This is a genomic window from Acidimicrobiales bacterium (assembly GCA_035533095.1).
In the GTDB taxonomy this organism is placed as follows: Bacteria; Actinomycetota; Acidimicrobiia; order Acidimicrobiales; family Palsa-688; genus DATLUM01.
In genome coordinates, this window is sequence record DATLUM010000050.1 from 199,411 (window position 1) to 218,384 (window position 18,974).

General features: G+C 70.2%; 15 protein-coding genes. 6 read left to right on the forward strand and 9 right to left on the reverse strand.

All coding sequences use genetic code 11. From position 1 onward, the window contains the following. Positions 1-77 precede the first annotated feature (77 nt). The gene (locus VNF71_05975; GenBank protein ID HVA74094.1) at positions 78-1,439 is read left to right on the forward strand and encodes a type IV secretory system conjugative DNA transfer family protein; all 1,362 of its coding nucleotides are present in this window, start codon (positions 78-80) and stop codon (positions 1,437-1,439) included. Beyond that, positions 1,436-2,332: an EamA family transporter gene (locus VNF71_05980; GenBank protein HVA74095.1), complete on the forward strand. Its 897-nt coding sequence runs from the start codon at positions 1,436-1,438 to the stop codon at positions 2,330-2,332. Before VNF71_05975 ends, VNF71_05980 begins: the two co-directional genes overlap by 4 nt. Here the strand turns inward: VNF71_05980 and VNF71_05985 are convergent. Genes VNF71_05985 through VNF71_05995 form a run of 3 tightly spaced genes read right to left on the reverse strand, consistent with a single transcriptional unit; the run spans position 2,318 to position 8,632 of the window. After that, on the reverse strand, positions 2,318-3,175 hold the full coding sequence (locus tag VNF71_05985; protein HVA74096.1) for an energy-coupling factor transporter transmembrane protein EcfT: 858 nt from the start codon (positions 3,173-3,175) through the stop codon (positions 2,318-2,320). The two genes, VNF71_05980 and VNF71_05985, sit on opposite strands and share 15 nt — an antisense overlap. After that, on the reverse strand, positions 3,169-5,220 hold the full coding sequence (locus tag VNF71_05990; protein HVA74097.1) for a DUF2232 domain-containing protein: 2,052 nt from the start codon (positions 5,218-5,220) through the stop codon (positions 3,169-3,171). Before VNF71_05990 ends, VNF71_05985 begins: the two co-directional genes overlap by 7 nt. A gap of 43 nt (positions 5,221-5,263) precedes the next feature. Then, the gene (locus tag VNF71_05995; protein HVA74098.1) at positions 5,264-8,632 is read right to left on the reverse strand and encodes an error-prone DNA polymerase; all 3,369 of its coding nucleotides are present in this window, start codon (positions 8,630-8,632) and stop codon (positions 5,264-5,266) included. A gap of 47 nt (positions 8,633-8,679) precedes the next feature. On the opposite strand from VNF71_05995, the gene VNF71_06000 reads away from it, so the two are divergent. Further along, positions 8,680-9,828 (forward strand): amidase, encoded by a 1,149-nt coding sequence (locus VNF71_06000; GenBank protein HVA74099.1) that lies wholly within the window; start codon positions 8,680-8,682, stop codon positions 9,826-9,828. On the opposite strand, the gene VNF71_06005 is transcribed toward VNF71_06000, so the two are convergent. After that, on the reverse strand, positions 9,818-10,666 hold the full coding sequence (locus VNF71_06005) for a TauD/TfdA family dioxygenase (protein ID HVA74100.1): 849 nt from the start codon (positions 10,664-10,666) through the stop codon (positions 9,818-9,820). The genes VNF71_06000 and VNF71_06005 overlap by 11 nt on opposite strands. Before the next feature lie 27 nt (positions 10,667-10,693). Between VNF71_06005 and VNF71_06010 the strand changes: the two genes are divergently transcribed. Beyond that, positions 10,694-11,200 (forward strand): DinB family protein, encoded by a 507-nt coding sequence (locus VNF71_06010; protein ID HVA74101.1) that lies wholly within the window; start codon positions 10,694-10,696, stop codon positions 11,198-11,200. A gap of 124 nt (positions 11,201-11,324) precedes the next feature. Here the strand turns inward: VNF71_06010 and VNF71_06015 are convergent, their stop codons facing one another. From VNF71_06015 to VNF71_06025, 3 genes are all read right to left on the reverse strand, one after another. After that, positions 11,325-11,705 carry a VOC family protein gene (locus tag VNF71_06015; protein HVA74102.1) on the reverse strand — a complete coding sequence of 127 codons (381 nt, stop codon included), beginning with the start codon at positions 11,703-11,705 and terminating at the stop codon, positions 11,325-11,327. 95 nt (positions 11,706-11,800) lie between these two features. Next, positions 11,801-13,384 carry a DNA polymerase Y family protein gene (locus tag VNF71_06020; GenBank protein ID HVA74103.1) on the reverse strand — a complete coding sequence of 528 codons (1,584 nt, stop codon included), beginning with the start codon at positions 13,382-13,384 and terminating at the stop codon, positions 11,801-11,803. Between the two features lie 6 nt (positions 13,385-13,390). Beyond that, on the reverse strand, positions 13,391-14,107 hold the full coding sequence (locus VNF71_06025; protein HVA74104.1) for a hypothetical protein: 717 nt from the start codon (positions 14,105-14,107) through the stop codon (positions 13,391-13,393). A gap of 61 nt (positions 14,108-14,168) precedes the next feature. Between VNF71_06025 and VNF71_06030 the strand changes: the two genes are divergently transcribed. Then, positions 14,169-14,675, forward strand: a complete 507-nt coding sequence (locus VNF71_06030) for an SRPBCC family protein (protein HVA74105.1) — start codon at positions 14,169-14,171, stop codon at positions 14,673-14,675. On the opposite strand, the gene VNF71_06035 is transcribed toward VNF71_06030, so the two are convergent. Continuing rightward, a complete protein-coding gene (locus VNF71_06035; protein HVA74106.1) occupies positions 14,665-16,062 on the reverse strand; it encodes an NAD-dependent malic enzyme in 1,398 nt (465 codons plus the stop codon). The two genes, VNF71_06030 and VNF71_06035, sit on opposite strands and share 11 nt — an antisense overlap. 417 nt (positions 16,063-16,479) lie before the next feature. Here VNF71_06035 and VNF71_06040 point away from each other — a divergent pair, with 417 nt between their 5' ends. Then, positions 16,480-18,453: an acetoacetate--CoA ligase gene (locus VNF71_06040; protein HVA74107.1), complete on the forward strand. Its 1,974-nt coding sequence runs from the start codon at positions 16,480-16,482 to the stop codon at positions 18,451-18,453. On the opposite strand, the gene VNF71_06045 is transcribed toward VNF71_06040, so the two are convergent. Beyond that, positions 18,450-18,887, reverse strand: a complete 438-nt coding sequence (locus VNF71_06045; GenBank protein ID HVA74108.1) for a MarR family transcriptional regulator — start codon at positions 18,885-18,887, stop codon at positions 18,450-18,452. The genes VNF71_06040 and VNF71_06045 overlap by 4 nt on opposite strands. Positions 18,888-18,974 lie beyond the last annotated feature (87 nt).

Sequence of the window (18,974 nt, forward strand, 5' to 3'; positions counted from 1 at the left end):
GTCGTAGCGGCCGGTACGCTCGCGACCGGCTTCCCCCTCCGCCCATGCACCGCAAGCACCCGGGGGTTCCGCCGCGAATGCAAAAGCCCGCACACGAGACGGAACTCGACCGTCTCCGCAGCTACCTGAACGACTCGGGCGGGAGGCTCTACGCAGGCGTGCTGCCCGGTGGGCTCGCCCTGACCGACCCGCAGCAGGCGCTGCTGGTCCTCGGGCCCCCGCGCTCGGGCAAGACCTCGGCGGTGGCGGTCCCGAACGTCCTCTGCGCTCCGGGACCCGTCATCGCCACCTCGACCAAGCTCGACTTGATGATGTCGACCCTCGACAAGCGCCAGGCGGGGCGCCGCTGGCTGCTGGACCCGACCGGCTCCATACGCAACGACCCGCCCGGTGCCACCAGGCTCCGCTGGTCCCCGGTAGCCGGCGCGGCGACCTGGGACGAGTCCCTCCTCATGGCACGATCGATGACAGGAGCCGCCAGGCCGCAGGGGCGTGTCGGAGAGTCGGCGCACTGGACCGAGCGCGCCGAAGCCCTCCTGGCACCGCTACTTCATGCCGCGAGCCTCTCCCAGATGGGCATGGACACCGTCGCGCGCTGGACGTTGCGCCAGGAGGTGAGCCCGGCGCACACGGTCCTGAAGATCCACGGGGCCACCACCGCGTGCGACGTTCTCGCCGGGATCTCGGCCACCGACCCGAGGGAGCAGTCGGGCATCTGGTCCAGCCTCGCGGGGGTGCTCGCCGCGTACCGTTCAGACGCCGTGTTGGACAACGCGTCCGCGGTGAATTTCGACCCGGCTTCTTTGCCGGGCAGCGACGACACCGTCTACATCTGCGCTCCCGCCCGCCAACAGGACCTCGCTGCACCGATCGTCGTCGCTTTCTTGGAGCAGGTGCGCTCCGCCGCCTACGCGGCAGCGGCAAGCGGCAGAGGCGAGGCGCCTTTGTCGCTCGTGCTCGACGAGGTGGCCAACATCGCTCCGCTCCCCGACCTGCCTTCGCTCGTGAGCGAGGGCGGAAGCCAGGGTGTGCTGACGATCGCTTGCCTCCAGGACCTGTCGCAGGCGAGAGTGAGGTGGGGACGGGCGGCGGAGGGGTTCTTGTCGTTGTTCGGGACAAAGCTGGTGCTGCCAGGAATCGGCGACATGGAAACGTTGGAGATGGTGTCGCGCTTGGCGGGCGAGATCGACGTACCGGCGCGAAGCGTGAGCCGCAACCCGGCCGTCGGCCCACTGTTCGGTTCGGAGACGGTGACATGGTCTACCCAGCGCCAACGCCGGCTGCCCCCGGACGCGGTGAACCAGCAGCCGGCCGGCGGGGCGCTGCTGCTCGCCGGTGCGGCACCACCGGTGCACGTCGGGTTGGCTCCGTGGTGGGCGACCACGCCGTTCAAGCGGGAGATCTCCGCACCGGGCCGCGCACCTACACTCGGCCGGTGAAGCAGCCGGCTGCCTCCCCTCTCGTCCTCGTTGGAGCCGGCGCCCTGTCCGTCCAGTTCGGTGCGGCGTTCGCGACCAAGCTCTTCGACCGGGTGGGGCCACTGGGTGCTGTGACGCTGCGCGTCGCGATCGCGGCGGTGGTGCTGGTCGGCTTCGGGCTTCTTTCGCGCGCGCCGGGAGCGCGCAGCGCGGCCGCCCGCGGTGATCTCGCCGTGGCAGTGGCGTTCGGTCTGGTCCTCGCAGGAATGAACCTCTGCTTCTACGAGGCGATCTCCCGGATCCCGCTCGGGGCCGCAGTCACCATCGAGTTCTCCGGGCCGCTGGCTGTCGCGGTGGTTGGCTCGCGGCGGTGGGTCGACGGCCTGTGGGCCGGGATGGCGGGAACCGGCGTGGCATTGCTCGCAACCGCCGGAGGCGGGCGGCTGGCGCCGGGTGGCATCGGGCTCGCCGCGCTTGCCGGCGCGTTCTGGATCGCCTACATACTCCTGAGCAAGCAGACGGGACGGCGGTTCGACACCCGACGCGGACTGGCCATCGCCATGGTGACCGGCGCGCTGGTCCTGCTACCTGGAGGGCTGGTCAGCGGAGGCGGCCGTCTCTTTTCCCCTTATGTGCTCGGTCTCGGCGCGCTGGTCGCGTTGCTGTCGTCGGTCGTCCCCTACACCCTCGAGCTGATCGTCCTCCGAAGAGTCACGCCCCGTGCGTTCGGGGTCATGCTCAGCCTCGATCCGGGTGTAGCCGCGCTTGCGGGGCTCGTGGTCCTCGGCCAGCAACCAGGCGCACGGGAGCTCGCCGCCATGGGACTGGTCATCGCAGCCAACCTCGGGAACTCCCTTTCAGGCCGGATGGGTGTGGTGGAAGCGGCGGTCGAGCCGGGCTCAGCCGGGAATTAGCGCGGCGCCCACGCAGACCGCCGCGACAAGTGCGATCGTCACGCCGTCGGCCAGCTTTGGCGATCTCGTCTTAGCAGCGATCAGCCCGGTGCCGCCGCGCGCAGTGATCGCCTCGGCGAGCTCCCCTGCACGCCGAACCGACACGGCGAGGGCCGCGACGAGCAGGTCGATCAGCTCGTCGAGCCACCTTTCGATATTCGATCGGCCGGGCCGCGCTTTCGGTGGTGGGCGCAGGCGCCGGGCCGCGATCAGAATCCTCATCTCCCCGACTAGAAGCGGCAAGCTCCTCACGCACAACGCGACCGCGACCGACGCCTCGTCGACGGGCACCTTCACCAATCGCAGCGGCCACATCAGTCGCGCCACCGCCGGAGCTATCTCGCCGAGGGGAGTGGTCCACCCGACCATCGCGGCGGCCAGAAGGAGCACGATCCCCACGCTCACGAAACGGCAGTACGCGTCTATGCCCCCGAGGCCGAGCCGAGCACCCGCGATGGTGACGTGCGGCGAGCCGCCCGCGATCGACGCCAGAGCCCCGGTCACCGCGATGGTGATCCAGAACCAACGCGGCGGCCGTGGCAAGGCACCGCCGGGAATGCGGGCGACCAGGCCCGCGCTCAGCAGCAATGCCGTCGTCAATCCCAGCGCACCCCAGGAGGGGTAGTACGACAGCACGACGCTCAGGCCGGCGACCGATACAAGCTTGGTTCCGGCCCACAAGCGATGGACCGCAGAGTCGCCCTTGATCTCGCGCAGCAAGATGACCCTGGGCGGCCGGCGCTCGGCATCGCGGTCCTCCGGATCCTTCGAGTGCTTGCTGTTGGGTCGCGTGGGGCTCAGCACGGGGCATCCGTTCTCGGCCCATCGAACATCACACGGCCTTCATCGAGGTGCACCGCACGGTCGCACACCTGATCCATGCCCTCTAGATCGTGCGAGATCACCACGACGGTCATGCCCCTGTCGTGCCGCAGCCGGCCAAGTAGCGCCACGATCGACTCCTGGCTGGGTTGGTCGAGCCCGGCGAGTGGCTCGTCGAGGACCAGCACTTCGGGGTTGCGTGCAAGTACCCCCGCGAGGGCGACTCGGCGCTGCTGCCCGCCGCTGAGCTCGTCGATGCGTCGCTCCGACAGCTCGGACCAGTCGAGCCCGACGGATGACAAGTGGGTGGCTGCGTCGCTCTCGTCTTTGGCACCGGCGGCGAGCAGGTCGGCTTTGACCGTCGGGCGCTGAAGCTGGAGCCTGGCGTGCTGGAATGCGAGCCCGACAGAACCGGGGCGGCTCCTCACGGGTTCTCCGCCGAGCAGGCACGAACCGCGGCTCGGTCGCAAGACGCCGGCCATGATCCAGGCGAGCGTCGACTTTCCCGAACCGTTGCTGCCGACCACGAGTACGCCCTCGCCGGGCGCGACCGCCAGATCGATGGACTCGAGGGCCTTGTGGGCCCACGGGCTTCCCGCTCCGTACGTGTGCCAGACGCCTCGTAGCTCCAAGCTGCGCCGGCCCGCAGGGCTGAGACGCGGCCCGGCGGTCGCCGACCGTGCTCCGTCTGCTTCGGGGCGTGTCGTGACCGCCCCGTTCGCCTCAGAGAGACGGCCAGCGGCCAAGCGGTACTTGTGGTCGGCGTCGGCGGTCTCCTCCGGCCGGTGGGTTACGTGCACCACCGTCACGCCACGCGACGCCGGCAATCCTGAGAGCAGCGACATGAGGCGCTGCCGTCCCGGCGCGTCGACCATCGCGGTCGACTCGTCCGAGATGATCAGGCGCGGCCGTCTCGCAAGCGCCGCCGCGACCGCCAACCGTTGGAGCTCCCCGCCGGAGAGTGTCGAGGTCTCGCGGTCGTCCATGCCGTCGAGGCCGACGGCGTGCAGCAGCGCGTCGACGTCGACGCCGGCGGCATCGCGTAACCCCCACACGACATCGTCGGCCACGCGTACTCCGAGGATCTGCGTCTCCGGGTGCTGCATCACCATCGCGGTGCCGCCCGGCTTTCCCAACGCGGCGCTCCCATCGCGGATCACCGTCCCGCTCGTCGGTGCACGGCCGGCGATGATCCTCGCGAGGGTCGACTTGCCTGATCCGTTGTCGCCGACGAGCGCCACGAAGGTGGCGGGCTCTATGCGCAGGTTGATGTCCTGGAGAGCATCTACGTCAGCGCGTTGATACCGGAAGCCGGCGTGCTCGAGAGTGACCGGGACCGGCTGGGTGGTCGCGGACGAGTCTTGTGCGTCCCGGTCCGCCTCGAGCCGGTCCACCGCGCGCAACCAGTTGAGCCGCTCCAGGACCGGCCCGAGGAGAACCCACGCGAGCGCGGCGAACCAGAACGTCGCGACGATGACTATCGCCCCCACCGTGATCCACCAATCGCGTATCGCCGCCGCCACGAAATGGTCCAGTCGGCGCAGCACGCCGTCCAAGATGGTGAATCCTCTGAGGAGCCTCTCGATTCCCTTCCAGGTGTTGCGGATCTGGTCCAGGGTGAGTTTGCGCACGGAAGAGAAGACGTAGAGCAGACCGACACTTATCGCCGCCAGCACCGGACCGATGACCGCCATCGCGGCGGCAACCACACCGAAGCCCCAGTTCCGGCGCAGGGCTGTCCCGACGAAACCTCCGACGACTGCGCACTCGACGACGTTCGACACCGTTCCAGTCCCGGCGACGAGGAAGCTCAGGATCGACGCGGCGAAGGCCGATGCCGCGAGGGCACGGAATCGGTGGCGGTGCGCGACGACCCCGAGAGGCACCACGGCGAGAGCGGCCACGGGGCCGAGGTGCGGGAGAAACCATCCGATGACCGTGAGTGCCACGGCCACGCCGGCGAGGACCGACGCGGTCGCCAGTTCGATCGGCCGCAGGGGCCCAGTAGCGCGGGTCTCCTCCGGCACCACTCCAGCCTGCCATCCGGCGCCGGCGAAGCGGTGCCGGCCCTCAGCGGAAGTCGCGTGAGGGCAGCACCGCTCTGCGTAGCCGCAGGGGCAGGGGCCGGATCCGCTCCACCACCACGTTGATGACCGTTTCGACCCGCTCGAGTCGCCCGTCGACGATGATCGCCGGGCTGTTGCGCGCGACCCGCCCGAAGCGCACCCACGCCCCCGCCGAGCACACCACGTTCACCAGGCCCGTCTCGTCCTCGAGGTTCATGAACGTCACTCCCTGAGCGGTCGCCGGCCTCTGCCGGTGGGTGACCACGCCGGCGACCGACACCTTCTGGCCGGGCACCAGGTCGACCAACCGCGAAGCCGTCACCACGCCGCCGGCGGCGAGTTCCTCGCGGACGAACTCTGTCGGGTAGCTGTCCGGCGAGAGCCCGGTGGCCCAGAGATCGGCGTGGTTGACCTCCGCCGGGTGCATATCGGGAAGGGGCGGGGCGTCGGCTCCGGTAACGACACCTTCGAGCCCGCAGCCCGCTGCGGCGACCGCCCCCGCGCTCCACAACGCAGCCCGGCGCGACAGCCCGAAGCACTCGAACGCGCCGGCGGTCGCCAGCGCCTCTGCCTGCGCGGCGGTCAGCCCGGCCCGGCGCACCACGTCCTCGATGTCTCGGTAGGGCCGCTCGGCGGCGCCGGCGGCGACACGAGCGGCGATCGCGGTCCCCAACCCGCGCACGTACGACAAACCCAGCCTCACCGCTGCTCCGCCGGCGGAGTCGGGGCATGCCTCCAGCTTCGACTTGTCTCCGCTCGCGTTGACGCACGGCCGGCGCACCACCACCCCGTGCCGGCGGGCGTCGGCGACGAGTGTCTGCGGCGACCAGAACCCCATCGGCTGCCCATCCAGCAGACCCGCCAAGAACGCCGAGGGGTAGTGGAACTTCAGCCACGCGGAGGAATACACGAGATAGGCAAACGACACCGAGTGGCTCTCGGGGAACCCGAAGTTGGCGAACGCGACCAGCTTCTCCCAGATCGCATCAGCCACCTCCCCGACGATGCCCCGCTCTCGCATGCCGTCGTAGAAGCGCGAGCGCAGCTGCTCCATCCGCTCGACACTGCGCTTCGAGCCCATCGCCTGGCGCAACCGGTCCGACTCCGCCGGCGTGAAGCCGGCGACGTCGATCGCCATCTGCATCAGCTGCTCCTGGAACAGCGGTATCCCTAGCGTCTTGGCCAGGCTGCGTTCGAGCAGCGGGTGCAGGTAGGTGACGTCCTCGTCACCGTTGCGCCGGCGGATATAGGGGTGCACCGACCCGCCCTGGATCGGGCCGGGGCGGATCAGGGCCACCTCGACTACCAGGTCGTAGAACTCGCGAGGTTTCAGCCGCGGGAGCGTCGCCATCTGCGCGCGACTCTCCACCTGGAACACGCCGACCGAGTCCGCGCGCGAGAGCATCTCGTAGATACAGTCCTCCTGCGGAAGGCGGCCCAGGTCGACCGACACACCGTGGAAGTCCCGCACATGGTCGACGGTCGCGTGCAGGACCGTGAGCATGCCGAGACCGAGCATGTCGAACTTGACGAGGCCGGCGGCGGCGCAGTCGTCCTTGTCCCACTGCAGCACGCTGCGGTCCGCCATGCGCGCCCACTCGACCGGGCAGACCTCCGCGACGGGCCGGTCGCATATGACCATGCCGCCCGAGTGGATGCCGAGATGCCGGGGGAAGTGCTGTACCTCGGCGGCCATTCCGAGCACCGCCGGCGGGATGCCGGTGGTGTCCATCGTGGCCAGCGGCCCCCAGTGGTCGACCTGCTTCGCCCACGCGTCGACCTGTCCTTGCGACGCTCCGAGCGCCTTGCCCATGTCGCGCACGGAAGAGCGCGGCCGGTAGGTGATCACGTTGGCGACCTGCGCGGCGCAACCGCGCCCGTAGCGGCGGTACACGTACTGGATCGCCTCCTCCCGCCTGCCGCTCTCTATGTCCACGTCGATGTCAGGCGGCCCGTCGCGCTCAGGCGACAAGAACCTTTCGAACAGAAGGCCCAGCGCGACAGCGTCCGCGTTGGTGACTCCGAGGGCGTAGCACACCGCAGAGTTCGCAGCAGAGCCGCGGCCCTGGCAGTAGATGTCGTTGCGCCGGCAGAACTCGACGATGTCCCACACGATCAGGAAGTAGCCCGCGAAGCCGAGCCGCTCGATCATGTCGAGCTCGTAGTCGATCTGCTGCCATGCCTTCGCGCCGGCTGCTCCTCTCGGCCCATAGCGTCGCGTGCCCCCCTCCTCCACCAACACCCGCAGCCAGCTCATCTCCGTGTGCCCGAAGGGGACCGGCCACGGTGGCAGGTTCGGCGCGACGAGCGAGAGGTCGAACGCGCAGTCCCGGGCCAACACCGCGGCCCGCTCCACCACTCCCGGATACCTGGCGAAGCGCCTGGCCTGCTCGGGGCCTCCGCGCAGACCGGCAGCGCTCGCCGGCGGCAACCACCCGTCGAGCTCGTCTAGCGAACGCCGCGCCCTCACCGCAGCCAGCGCGGTCGCCAACCGCCGGCGGGAGCTGTGGTGGTAGTGGACGTTGTTGGTCGCGACGAGATCGGCACCGGCGCGGTCGGCCAGGAGGACGAGCCCGTCGTTGCGGGCGGAGTCGAGCGGGTCGCCGTGGTCCCACAGCTCCACGAAGACGTTCGGCTGGCCGAACAGGCTCTGCAGCCGGCGCAGCTCGAAAAGACCGGCCGAGGGTCCGCCGGACACCAGCGCCGCCGGCACGGTCCCCTTGCGGCAACCGGTCAGCACGACCCAGTGGTCCGACGGGCCCTCAACAGGCTCTCCGACCGCGACCGGGTCGGCACCCAGGTCCGGCAGCGCGCCGCGGCCGATCGCGGACAGGGTCTCGAGCGACACAGCCGGGCGGCCTTTCTCGCGACCGGACATGTGCGCCACCGACAGAGCGCGGCACAGCCGGGTGTAGCCGACCGGGTCACGCGCCAACACGACCAGGTGCGCGCCTTCGGGATCGGCGACACCGTTCTGCGGGCGGGTAAGCCCGAGGGATACCTCGGCGCCGAACACCGTGCGCATACCCAACGCCCTCGCCGCTTCCGCAAAACGGACCACCCCGTACATCCCGTCGTGATCCGTCAACGCGAGCGCTTCGAGGCCCAGGCGCGCCGCCTCCTCCACCAGTTCCTCCGGGTGCGAACCGCCGTCGAGGAAGCTGAAGTTGGAGTGGCAGTGAAGCTCGGCGTAGGGCAGCGCCGGCGGCGAACCCCGGCGCCCTGACAGCTCCGCCGGCGGCTCGTAAACGGGACGTTTGTACGACCACGCCGGGCTGTCCCCCCCGTCGCCCGGACGCTGCGACCCACGAGCGCGGCCCGACAGCCTCGCCTCCAACTCCCGCCAGGGCACAGGGGGGTTCTGGTAACCCACCCCTGCCACGCTATCGAACAGATGTTCGATCCGCTAGGGTGAACCGCATGCCGCAGGAGGCGACGTTCATAACCCGCCTCGACCACGCTGATGGCGCCCGGCTGTGGGTCGCCGTCAAGGACCTGATCGACATGGCCGGCCTGCCCACCACCAGCGGGTCCAAGGTCATCGCCGCGCGGGCCCTGCCGGCCGGCCACGACGCCGCTTGCCTCGCCGGCACCCGGGTAGCGGAGGCCGCCGGCGAAGTCGCCATCGTCGGCAAGACCAACATGCACGAGCTCGCCTTCGGTGTCACCGGGATCAACCCGTGGTTCGGCACCCCGGCCAACCCGTTCGACCCGCGCCTCGTCCCAGGAGGATCCTCCAGCGGGTCGGCCACCGCGGTGGCGACCGACCAGGCCGACGTCGCCTACGGCAGCGACACCGGCGGTTCGATCCGCATCCCTGCCGCGTGCTGCGGGATCGTCGGGCTCAAGACGACGCTCGGCCGAGTGCCGCTGGACGGCGTCCTGCCGCTGGCTCCGTCGCTCGACACGGTCGGCCCGATGGCGGCGACGGTCGCCGGCGTCGTCGCTGGCATGCGACTGCTCGAGCCCGGTTTCCAACCCGCCAGTGGCATCGCCTCCACGGTCGGTCGCGTCAGGCTCCCGGCCGAAGACTGGGTCGACACCGCGATCGATTCGGCGCTGCGGGCAGCCGGCCTGCGCACAGCCGACCTGGCGCTCGACGGTTGGGACGCAGCCACCGAGGCGACAGCCGTGATCCTCGGTTCCGAGGCGTGGAGCATCCATGAAGCGCTCTGGCGCGAGCACGCCGGCGAGCTCTCCCCCGACGTCGCCGCCCGCCTCCAGAAGAGTTCCACCATCACGGCGGCGCAGATCGGCGCTGCACGCGCGCAAGCGACGGCGTGGGACGTCGAACTGCAACAGGCGTTCGCTCGAGCTGATCTTCTCGCGCTTCCAACGATCGCGACCACACCACCGGCGGTCGAGGACGCCGCGAGGCTGACTGAGATCCGTTACGTGTCGCCCTTCAACCTCGCCGGCCTGCCGGCGATCGCCCTGCCGGTCGCGACCCACACGACCAAGCGACGCCCCGTCCCCGCGAGCCTGCAACTGGTCGCGCCTGCCGGCGCAGAGGAGCTCCTCTGTGCGACCGCAGCGGCGATAGAAGAAGCGGCTGGCTTCAGACCTTGAGCGCGCTGCCCTTGACGCTGGTTCGGAACATCTCGCGGCGCTGACCGGGGTAGTCGTTCAAAGCGTTGTGCTGGGTGCAGCGGTTATCCCAGATGGCGAGCATCTGAGGGGACCAGCGGAGGCGGCAGGTGAGGTTTTCGTTGACCGCGTGGCGGTACAACAGCGACAGCAACGGTTGCGACTCGTGCGCCGCCCAACCTTCGAACCTCGTCGTGTACACGGGGTTCAGGAAGAGGGCATGGCGACCTGTGGCCGGATGCGCGATGACAGCAGGGTGCACCCACTCCTTGTAAGCGTCCTGTGAGGGAGCTATCGCCATCGAAGTGAGGTCTTTTACCTTGTCCAACAGACCGCCGGTGCCGTAAGCCATGCCTGCGGAATGCACGGCACGCAATCCGAGCAGGGTCTCCTTGAGGCCAGGCGAGAGCGTTTCGAAAGCCATGTACTGGTTCGCCCACAGCGTGTCGCCGCCGTGGGTCGGGACCTCCCACGCGTGCAGCAGCGTGTATGCCGGGGGTTCGGGAAGGTAGCTGAGGTCGGTGTGCCACGCGTTGGCGAAGTTGAGTGCGTCGGCGGGCTCCTTGATGACCCGGATCACATGGGGTCGATCCGGCAGCGGCTCGACGAACGGAGTGATGTCCCGTCCGCCCATGAGGTCGGTGACGCGCTCGAGGTCGTCGAGGTCCAGGTGCTGGTCGGGAAGGAACACCACCAGGTGCGCGGCGAGCGCCTCCTTCAACGGCTCGAGCTCCTCGGCGTCTCTCACCTTCGTGAGGTCGATGCCGGTCACGTAGGCACCGAGCGCGCCCGCCGCCGGCTGCACTTGGAGAGTTGGCATCACGAACAAGCGTAGGCTCAACGATCTGTGCGGACCAATGTCGTGTTACTCGAGTTGTACGGCCGGATCCCGCCGCTCGTACGCGACGTCGTCGAGGATTTGCCGGCGGGCAGACTCGTCGAGCGCCCCGGACCGGATGCGAACACGATCGGATGGCTGCTGTGGCACCTGGCACGGGTTCAGGACCATCACCTTTCCGAGTTGATGGATTCGGAGCAGGTGTGGGTTGGGGGAGATTGGGCCGGTCGTTTTGGGCTGGAGCCGGACCCGTCCAACACCGGGTACGGGCATTCCTCCGAGGAGGTGGGGCGGGTACGACCGGCGGCCGGCGCAGCGATCGTCGACTATCTGGAGGCGGTGCAGGCGAGGACCATCGCGTTCCTCGAGGGTTTGAGCGACGGTGATCTGGACCGGATCGTCGACAGGCGGTGGGATCCGCCGGTGACCATGGGAGTCAGGTTGGTCAGCGTCGCCGACGACAGCCTGCAGCACGTAGGTCAGGCCGCGTACGTGAAGGGTTTACTCAGGCCCTAGTCCTCCGCTCCTGGCCGCACAGCGGCCGGGCCGCTCGGGCCCGGGTCGTCCGCTCCTGGCCGCACAGCGGCCGGGCCGCACAGCGGCCGGGCCGCTCGGGCCCCGGCTGCGCTGTGCGCAGCCTCTAGGCGGGGTCGATCAGCTCGATCCGGTTGCCGAAGCAGTCGTCGACGTGACCCCGCCGGCGGCCCGGCCCCTCCTCGGCCGGGCGGAACTCGACCCCGGCGGCAGCGAGGCGTTGCAGCAGCGCATCGAAGTTGCGGACGGTGATCGCCGGGTGCGCCTTCTTCGCCGGGCGGAAATCCGGCTCGGCGCCGAGGTGCACCTTCACCGAGCCTGCCTCGAACCAACGACCCCCCCGTACCGCCATCGCCTCCGGCTTCTCCACGACCTCGAGGCCGAGCACGTCCCTGTAGAACGACTCGGCCCTCTCCTCCTCGCCCACCGGCATCGCAAGCTGAACGTGGTCGATCGTCTCGAAGGTCCAGGCCGGCTGCGGGGTCACACGCTCAGTCTCGCGCCGGCGGTCGGCGATGGCGCGTGAGCGCTCGAACTGTGTCCCCTCGCGGCGCGCTGCAAGTGGACAGGGTTCAGCAGCAATCAGCAGTACGACCCCTCTACGGTCCAGCAGCCACGCTCCCTGCTGAGCAGGTAGGCCCCGCCGTCCTCGAGCAGCACCTGAAGGCGCGCCCGACGGCGGCCGCCTCGGTCCCACCACCTCTCCTCTATCGGCCAAGGGCCGGCCCAGCCGCTTACCTGCCGCCGGGCGCCGCCGGCGATCGCGACAGAGGATGGGGCTGAGCTGAGTAGGCCGCGCCCGTCGACCTCGACAGGGAGGCCGTCGGGGCCGAGCACCTCCGCCTCGGTGCCGCTGCCGAAGACGACCGCCGGCGCCGGCCCTCCCACCCTCCCCGGCCACGGCGGCGCCTCCGCGGACGGGCCTCTGAGCACCCGCCGGCGGCGGGCGTCGGTGTCGGGCGGCGGCTCCCTGCAATCGCCCCACGGGACCAGCCGGACCTGCTCGGCGAACCCGCGGCCACCCCCGAGCACGGCTGTCACCACGCCGTCGGGCCCCAGCAGCCCCTGCACCCGGGCGAACGCCCTCGCCGCCTGCTCGTCCGATTCGGCGACGCCTCCCCAGAAGCCGAGCTGCTTCCCGTCGTCCGGGCGCACCTCCTCAGCGGTGAGTCGCAGCAGGGTGATCCCCGCCGTAGGGGAGCCGCCGCGTTCGACGCCTATCCACCCGTCGAGCTGCCAGCGGGCCCGCTCGGCGAGGGCCGCCGCGGTGAGGGCGCCGTCGTGGCGCCAGTGGCGGACCAGGCTCTCCCCGTGCTCGGTCTGCGCCTCTATGGCGACCATCGTGGCCGCCAGCCCCTCGCGCTCCAGGCGGTAGAGCAGCTCGTCGGCGAGGGACTTGGCCACGAACGCCGCCGCCTCGACGCGGTCCAGCGGCGGGTCCAGCTCCGCGGGCACGGACATCCCCGGGGGCGGGGTGCGCGCCACGACCGGCCGCTCGTCGAGCCCGCGCGCCAAGCGGCGCGCCGTATCGCCCATCGCCCCGAAACGACCCAGCACCGCGCTCGCCGGCAACTCCCCCAGCTCGCCCAGGGTGCGGATCCCGAAACGCACCAGCAGGTCCGCCAGGTCCTCGTAGCCGGGGCCGAGGCAGTTGACAGGCTGGGGTGCGAGCCAGCGCCGGCTCTCCCCCCGACCCACGACCACCCGCTGCGCACAGCGGGCGCCGGCGCGCGCCGCCAGCCCCGCGGTGAAGCGCCCGTCGCCCACGCCCACCCGGCAGCCTTCCTGGCCGGCGGCCTCGTCGACGGTCCGGCAAATCAACTCGGCGAGCGCGGCGTCCCCGCCGAAGTACCGGGAAGGCCCTCGCGTGCCGAGCAGCAACTCGCCCGCGGTCGCCACCTCCACTGCCGGCGCCAGCGACTCGACCGCCGCTACCGCAGGCTCCCACGCCCGCGCGTCGCGCCCCCTGTCCTCCTCGACCACACGGACGGCTGGGCAGCGCGCCTGGGCCTCGCGCCGGCGCAGCCCTTCACGTATCCCCTCGGCGCGCGCCGCGGGCGTAGCGGCGACAACCCGGTTGGCGTGCAGTACCACCGCCGCGACATCGGGTGGGATGCCGGCGGCGACCAGCGGCCAGTCGGGGAACCAGGCAACAAGGCAGCGCACCGCCGGTCAACCCACGGCGGTGAGAGCTTCGGGCGGAGCTGGTGTAAACGGCTCGGGCGCCGGCGCCTCTGCCGATACCACCGCCACACCAGCGGGGCCCGGCAGCCAGATCTCCATGGAGCGCGGGCGCCCGCCGGGCTCCCGCCGGCCGGACAGCGCGACCTCGATCCGCCGGCGGCGCAGGCAGCCGTGGCCGGTGCCCAGCCCCATCCACTCCCCCGGCGCCGCCTCCAGGCGCAGGTCGGGGGACTCGGGCCAGCGGCTGGAAGCACCCTGGCGGACCGGTACGAGCACCACCCCCCTCTCGCGGGCGCGTGCCGCCAGCCGGCGGGCGTCCGAGGCGCGCAACCCCGCCGGCGGTCTCACCAGGAGCAGGTCCACCCCGTCCGCCAGCGCGGCCACCACCTCCGCCCACCTCCCGCCGGGTGCGGGAACCAGCGCCAAGCGGTCGAGCGGAACGCCCAGCTGCGCGGCAGCTACCAGCCCGAGCGACGGGAACCCGACCGCCGCAGCCCAGCGCGACGAGCCGGCAGGCATCACCCCCGCTGCCAGGGCGAGGGACAGCGACACCGCCGCCCCGCCCCCCACCTCCACCACGCTCCCCCTCTGCAAACCCCCGGCGGGGAAAAGACCCCCCAGTGCGCCGTGCACCTCCAGCCGCCGCGTTCCGGCCATGGCGACAGGCCGGCCCTTGGCCACCGCGGCTTCCAGCGCGCCTTTCATCACCCCACCAGCGTATCGAACGTTTGTTCGATGAATCCAGGGCTCGGCTACATTGCCGCCCGTGGAGTGGAAGCTGCGCGAGGTCGGGACCGATTTCTTCGAGACCGCTTCCTACCGTTGCACCAGCACGGCCAGGTTGAATGCTGCCCCCACCACCGTTTTCTACGCGCTGGCGCATGACCCTTCGACCTGGGGGGAATGGAACCCCGGATTCTCCGACAAGGGTCGCTACACGAGCCCGCCGCCGCACGGCAGCGGCTCGGTGAGAGAAGTGACCATGGCCCGCATCCGCTACACCGACACGATCCTCGCCTGGGACGAGCCGAGCTACTGGGCCTTCTGCGTCTCGCGCGCCGGGGCGCCGTTCGCGAGAGCGCTGGCCGAGGAGTACCGGGTAACGCCCGAGCGCGACGGCTCGACAGTGCAGTGGACCATCGCGATGGAGCCACGGCTCGCGCTGCTCGCCATGCAGCCGCTCATGGACGCGTTCCTGCCGCGCTACTTCAAGCGGGCGATGGCGAACCTCGACAGGAGGCTCGCCGGGGAGGGACCCGCACTCAGCGGGTGACGCCGTCGGAGCGGGCGGCGTCGGCGACCGCGGCCGCCACGGCTTCTCCGACGCCGGGAACGAAGACGCTCGGGACGATGTAGTCGGGGCTGAGCCGGTCCTCGGGTACGGCCCCGGCGATCGCCTGGGCAGCGGCGAGCTTCATGTTCTCGGTGATGCGTGTCGCTCCGGCGTCGAGTGCTCCGCGGAAGATACCGGGGAAGCAGAGCACGTTGTTGATCTGGTTGGGGTAGTCGCTACGGCCGGTTGCCATCACGGCCACGACGCCTTCTGCCTCTTCGGGGAGGATCTCGGGGACGGGGTTTGCGAGCGCGAACACGATGGGCGCGTCCGCCATGGACTCGACGTCGCTGCGGTTCAGGAGGCCCGGCCCGCTGACACCGACGAACACGTCAGCGCCGCGCAGGATGTCCTGCAGCGACCCCGAGCGGTCTTCGGGATTGGCGTTGTCGGCGAGCCACTGCTTCGACGGGTCGAGCGCCTCACGGCCTTTGTGGATGGCGCCCTTCCGGTCGGCTGCGACGATGTCCTTGGCGCCGGCGGTCATGAGGATCTTGGTTATCGCTACGCCGGCCGCGCCGGCGCCTGAGAGCACCACGCGCAGATTGGAGAGGTCCTTGCCGGTGATGCGGCAGGCGTTGCGGAGAGCGGCGAGGACGACCACTGCGGTGCCGTGCTGGTCGTCGTGGAAGACGGGGATCGAGAGGGTGTCGATGAGTCGTTGCTCGACTTCGAAACAGTGCGGTGCGGCGATGTCCTCGAGGTTGATGCCGCCGAACATCGGCTCCATCCGCTGCACCGTCTCGATCAACTCGTCGGGCGACGAGACCTTCAAGCACACGGGGACGGCGTCGACACCTCCGAACTCCTTGAACAGGACCGCCTTTCCCTCCATCACCGGCAGCGCGGCCTCGGGACCGATGTCTCCCAGGCCGAGCACTGCGGTCCCGTCGGTGACCACGGCGACCGTGCTCGCCTTCATCGTGTAACGGTGCACCAGAGACCGGTCGTGCGCGATGGCCATGCACACACGCGCGACACCCGGCGTGTAAGCCATCGCCAGGTCGTCCCGGTCGTGGAGGGGGAACTTGCTCTCGATCGACAGCTTGCCGGCTTCGTGCAGGGCGAACGTGCGGTCCTCGACCTCGAGGATCTCTATGCCCTCGACGCCGCGGGCGACCTTCTCGACGTCGGCTGCGTGCCCCTCCGACCCGCAGAACACCACGACATCGCGTGTGACCGTCGCTCCGTCGGTCGCCACGATCTCGATGCCGACAAGACTGCCTCCGGCCGCTCCGACCGCCGTTGCCAACTGGCCGAGCACTCCCGGCTGGTTGCGGATGCGTGCGCGGAGGCGGAGCGAGAACGCAGCGAGTGGCGTGGCCATCTACGGAGAATACCGATTGGCACCCGCCCGATCCCCCGGCGGGAGCCCCTTGCCGATGTGCCGGACGGCACTCTACGATTGTCCTGAGAGGGGGCGTTCGGGTGAGGCCGGCCGCTGGCCGCTCCGGGGGATGGGTCGGACCAGGCCTCACCCGAACGTTTGAAACCGGCGGGATCCGTATCGTGCAACCCGGTCGGCCCGCATAGAAACGCGCCCGGACGCGACGAAGGACCGGCAGGGGGGATGCCGGTCCTTCGCAAACGCTCGAGGGGCGAGGGGGGATTCGCCCCGAGCAATGAAACCATTATGCGCTACTTTTCACTATCCCGTCAAGCGACATTGGTCACATCTGTGATCTGCTTGGGAGATACAACGGGGACCGCTCGGGATGCCCGGCGGACCTGATGGAATAGGGGCGTGGGCAACAGCGAGCCGCTCTGGATTCCCTCCGAACAGCGACAGCGAGCGTCGCGGATCCACCGTTTCCTGCGCTCGCACGGCTTCGAGAGCTACAACGAGGCCTGGCAATGGTCGGTCGCGCCGGCGCACGCCGGCGAGTTCTGGCGAGACGTAGCGGATGATCTCGGTGTCGTCTGGCGCCGGCCGCCCGACGCGACCCTCGAAGCCGATCCGGCGGCCGTCCCGGGAGCACGCTGGTTCCGGGGCGCGCTGCTGAACTACGCCGAGAACGCGTTGCACCCCCCGGCAACCGGCGGGGGTGCCGAAGCGACCGCGGTGATCGCCCTCTCGCAGACCCGGGACCGGCAGGAGCTGACGTGGTCCGAGCTGACCGCCCTGGTCATGCGGGTCCGGAGGGGACTGGTGCGTGCCGGCGTGTCGAAAGGCGACCGGGTGGCGGCCTACATGCCGAACATCCCCGAGACGCTCGCTGCGATGCTGGCCACCGCGAGCATCGGGGCAATCTGGGCGTGCTGCGCCCCCGAGACCGGTGTCGCCGGGGTCCTCGACCGCTTCTCGCAGATCGAACCGAAGGTCCTGATCGGCGTCGACGGCTACCGGTTCGGGACCAAGGAGGTGAGCCGGCTCGAGCAGGCCCTCGCGATCCGGGACGGACTGCCGACCTTGCGGACCGCTGTTTGGCTTCCGTACCTCGAGGCCGGGGCCGGCCGGCCGGCCGGGTGGATCTCCTGGGACGAGCTCACCGGCGACGAAGCCGACCAGAACCCCGAGTTCGAGCCGGTCGATTTCGACCACCCGCTGTATGTGCTCTTCTCGTCGGGCACCACGGGGAGACCCAAGCCGATCGTCCACGGTCACGGCGGCATCACGCTCGAGCACCTCAAGGCGCTCGCTCTCCACTTCGACATCGGCCCTGGTGACAGGTTCTTCTGGTTCACCACCACCGGCTGGATGATGTGGAATTTCTGCGTATCCGGGTTGCTCGCCGGCGCGACGGTGGTGATGTTCGACGGCGACCCCTCGTCGCCGTCGATGGGCGCGCTCTGGGACGTCATGTCCTCGACGGGGACTACGTGCGGGGGTGTTGGTTCGGGATTCCTCGTCGCCTGCCAGAAGGCCGTGATCCACCCCCGCGAGATGTTCGACCTGAGCCGGCTGAAGACGCTGGGCGCGACCGGTTCTCCGCTTCCTGGCTCCGCTGCTAGCTGGGTCTACGAGGATGTGGGAGACGACATCCTGGTCGCGTCGTTCAGCGGGGGGACCGATGTGTGCACGGGGTTCGTGGGGGCAAGCCCGCTGCATCCGGTGTGGGCGGGTGAGATCTCGTGCCGCTGCCTCGGGGCTTCGGTAGAGGTGTTCGACGATGGCGGCAAACCCGTCGTCGAAGAGGAGGGCGAACTGGTGCTGACCGCTCCCCTGCCTTCGATGCCGGTCGGGTTCTGGGGCGATCCCGCAGGAGAGCGGTACCGGGCCGCCTACTTCGAGCGGTTCCCCGGGGTTTGGGCGCACGGCGACCGCGCCACTCTCACCCGGCGAGGGACCGTCGTGATCACGGGCCGCTCCGACGGGACGCTCAACCGGGGTGGGGTGAGAATCGGAACGGCCGAACTGTACGAGGTGGTCGAGGCGTACCCGGGCGTCGCTGACAGCCTCGTGGTCCATCTCGACGACCCCGCCGGCGGCCCGGGCGAGATATGGCTGCTCGTCGTCGCCGCAACAGACGCCGAAGGACTGGAGGACGAGCTGAAAGCGGCCCTGCGGCGCGACCTGTCACCGCGCCACGTTCCCGATCGGGTCGTCCGCATCCCAGCGGTGCCGCGCACGCTGTCGGGCAAGAAGCTCGAGGTTCCTGTCAAGAAGATCCTTGCCGGCACGGATCCAGACGACGCGCTGACCGTCGCCTCGCTCGCCAACCCGGAGAGCCTCGAGCCTATCGTCGCCCTCGCGAAGGCAAGGGCCAGGGCCGGCTAGCTGTTGCCGTCCTCGGTGGCGGCCAGTCTCTCGAGAAGCGGCACCGCCCGCTCGAGGATCCCGCGTTCCTCCGAGGTGAAGTTCTGCAGTTTGGACGTGAGGTAGGCGTCCCTGCGGTTGCGGATCGTTTCCAGCAGCTGGCGGCCCGACGGGCTCGCGGCGAGCCGCGCGACGCGCCGATCGGTCGGATCGACGTGCCGCTCGACGAACCCGTTCTCCTCGAGGCGCGCGGCGATGCGCGTCATCGACGGAGGTGCGATCCTCTCGATCGCGGCGAGCTCGCCGAGCGTCACCTCGCCGTGCCGCTCGACGGCAGTGAGAGCGGACAACTGGGACGGCGTGATGTCACCCACCGCCTCCTGGCGGAGGCGGCGCGACAGCCGGAGCACGGCGAGGCGGAGTTGGCTCCCGAGGTACCCGGTCTGGGGCGCCATGGCGCCTAAGTGTAACTACTTGGGAGCGCGACTATTTAGCGGGGCGAAATGACTGCCGTCGCCTGACGGGACGATAGGCCCGTGCAA

Excerpts from the sequence above, each read along its gene's own strand:
- VNF71_05975 (HVA74094.1), top strand. The coding sequence starts at position 78 with ATGCAAAAGCCCGCACACGAGACGGAACTCGACCGTCTCCGCAGCTAC.
- VNF71_06000 (HVA74099.1), top strand. The coding sequence starts at position 8,680 with ATGCCGCAGGAGGCGACGTTCATAACCCGCCTCGACCACGCTGATGGC.
- VNF71_06005 (HVA74100.1), bottom strand. The coding sequence starts at position 10,666 with ATGCCAACTCTCCAAGTGCAGCCGGCGGCGGGCGCGCTCGGTGCCTAC.
- VNF71_06025 (HVA74104.1), bottom strand. The coding sequence starts at position 14,107 with ATGAAAGGCGCGCTGGAAGCCGCGGTGGCCAAGGGCCGGCCTGTCGCC.
- VNF71_06035 (HVA74106.1), bottom strand. The coding sequence starts at position 16,062 with ATGGCCACGCCACTCGCTGCGTTCTCGCTCCGCCTCCGCGCACGCATC.
- VNF71_06045 (HVA74108.1), bottom strand. The coding sequence starts at position 18,887 with ATGGCGCCCCAGACCGGGTACCTCGGGAGCCAACTCCGCCTCGCCGTG.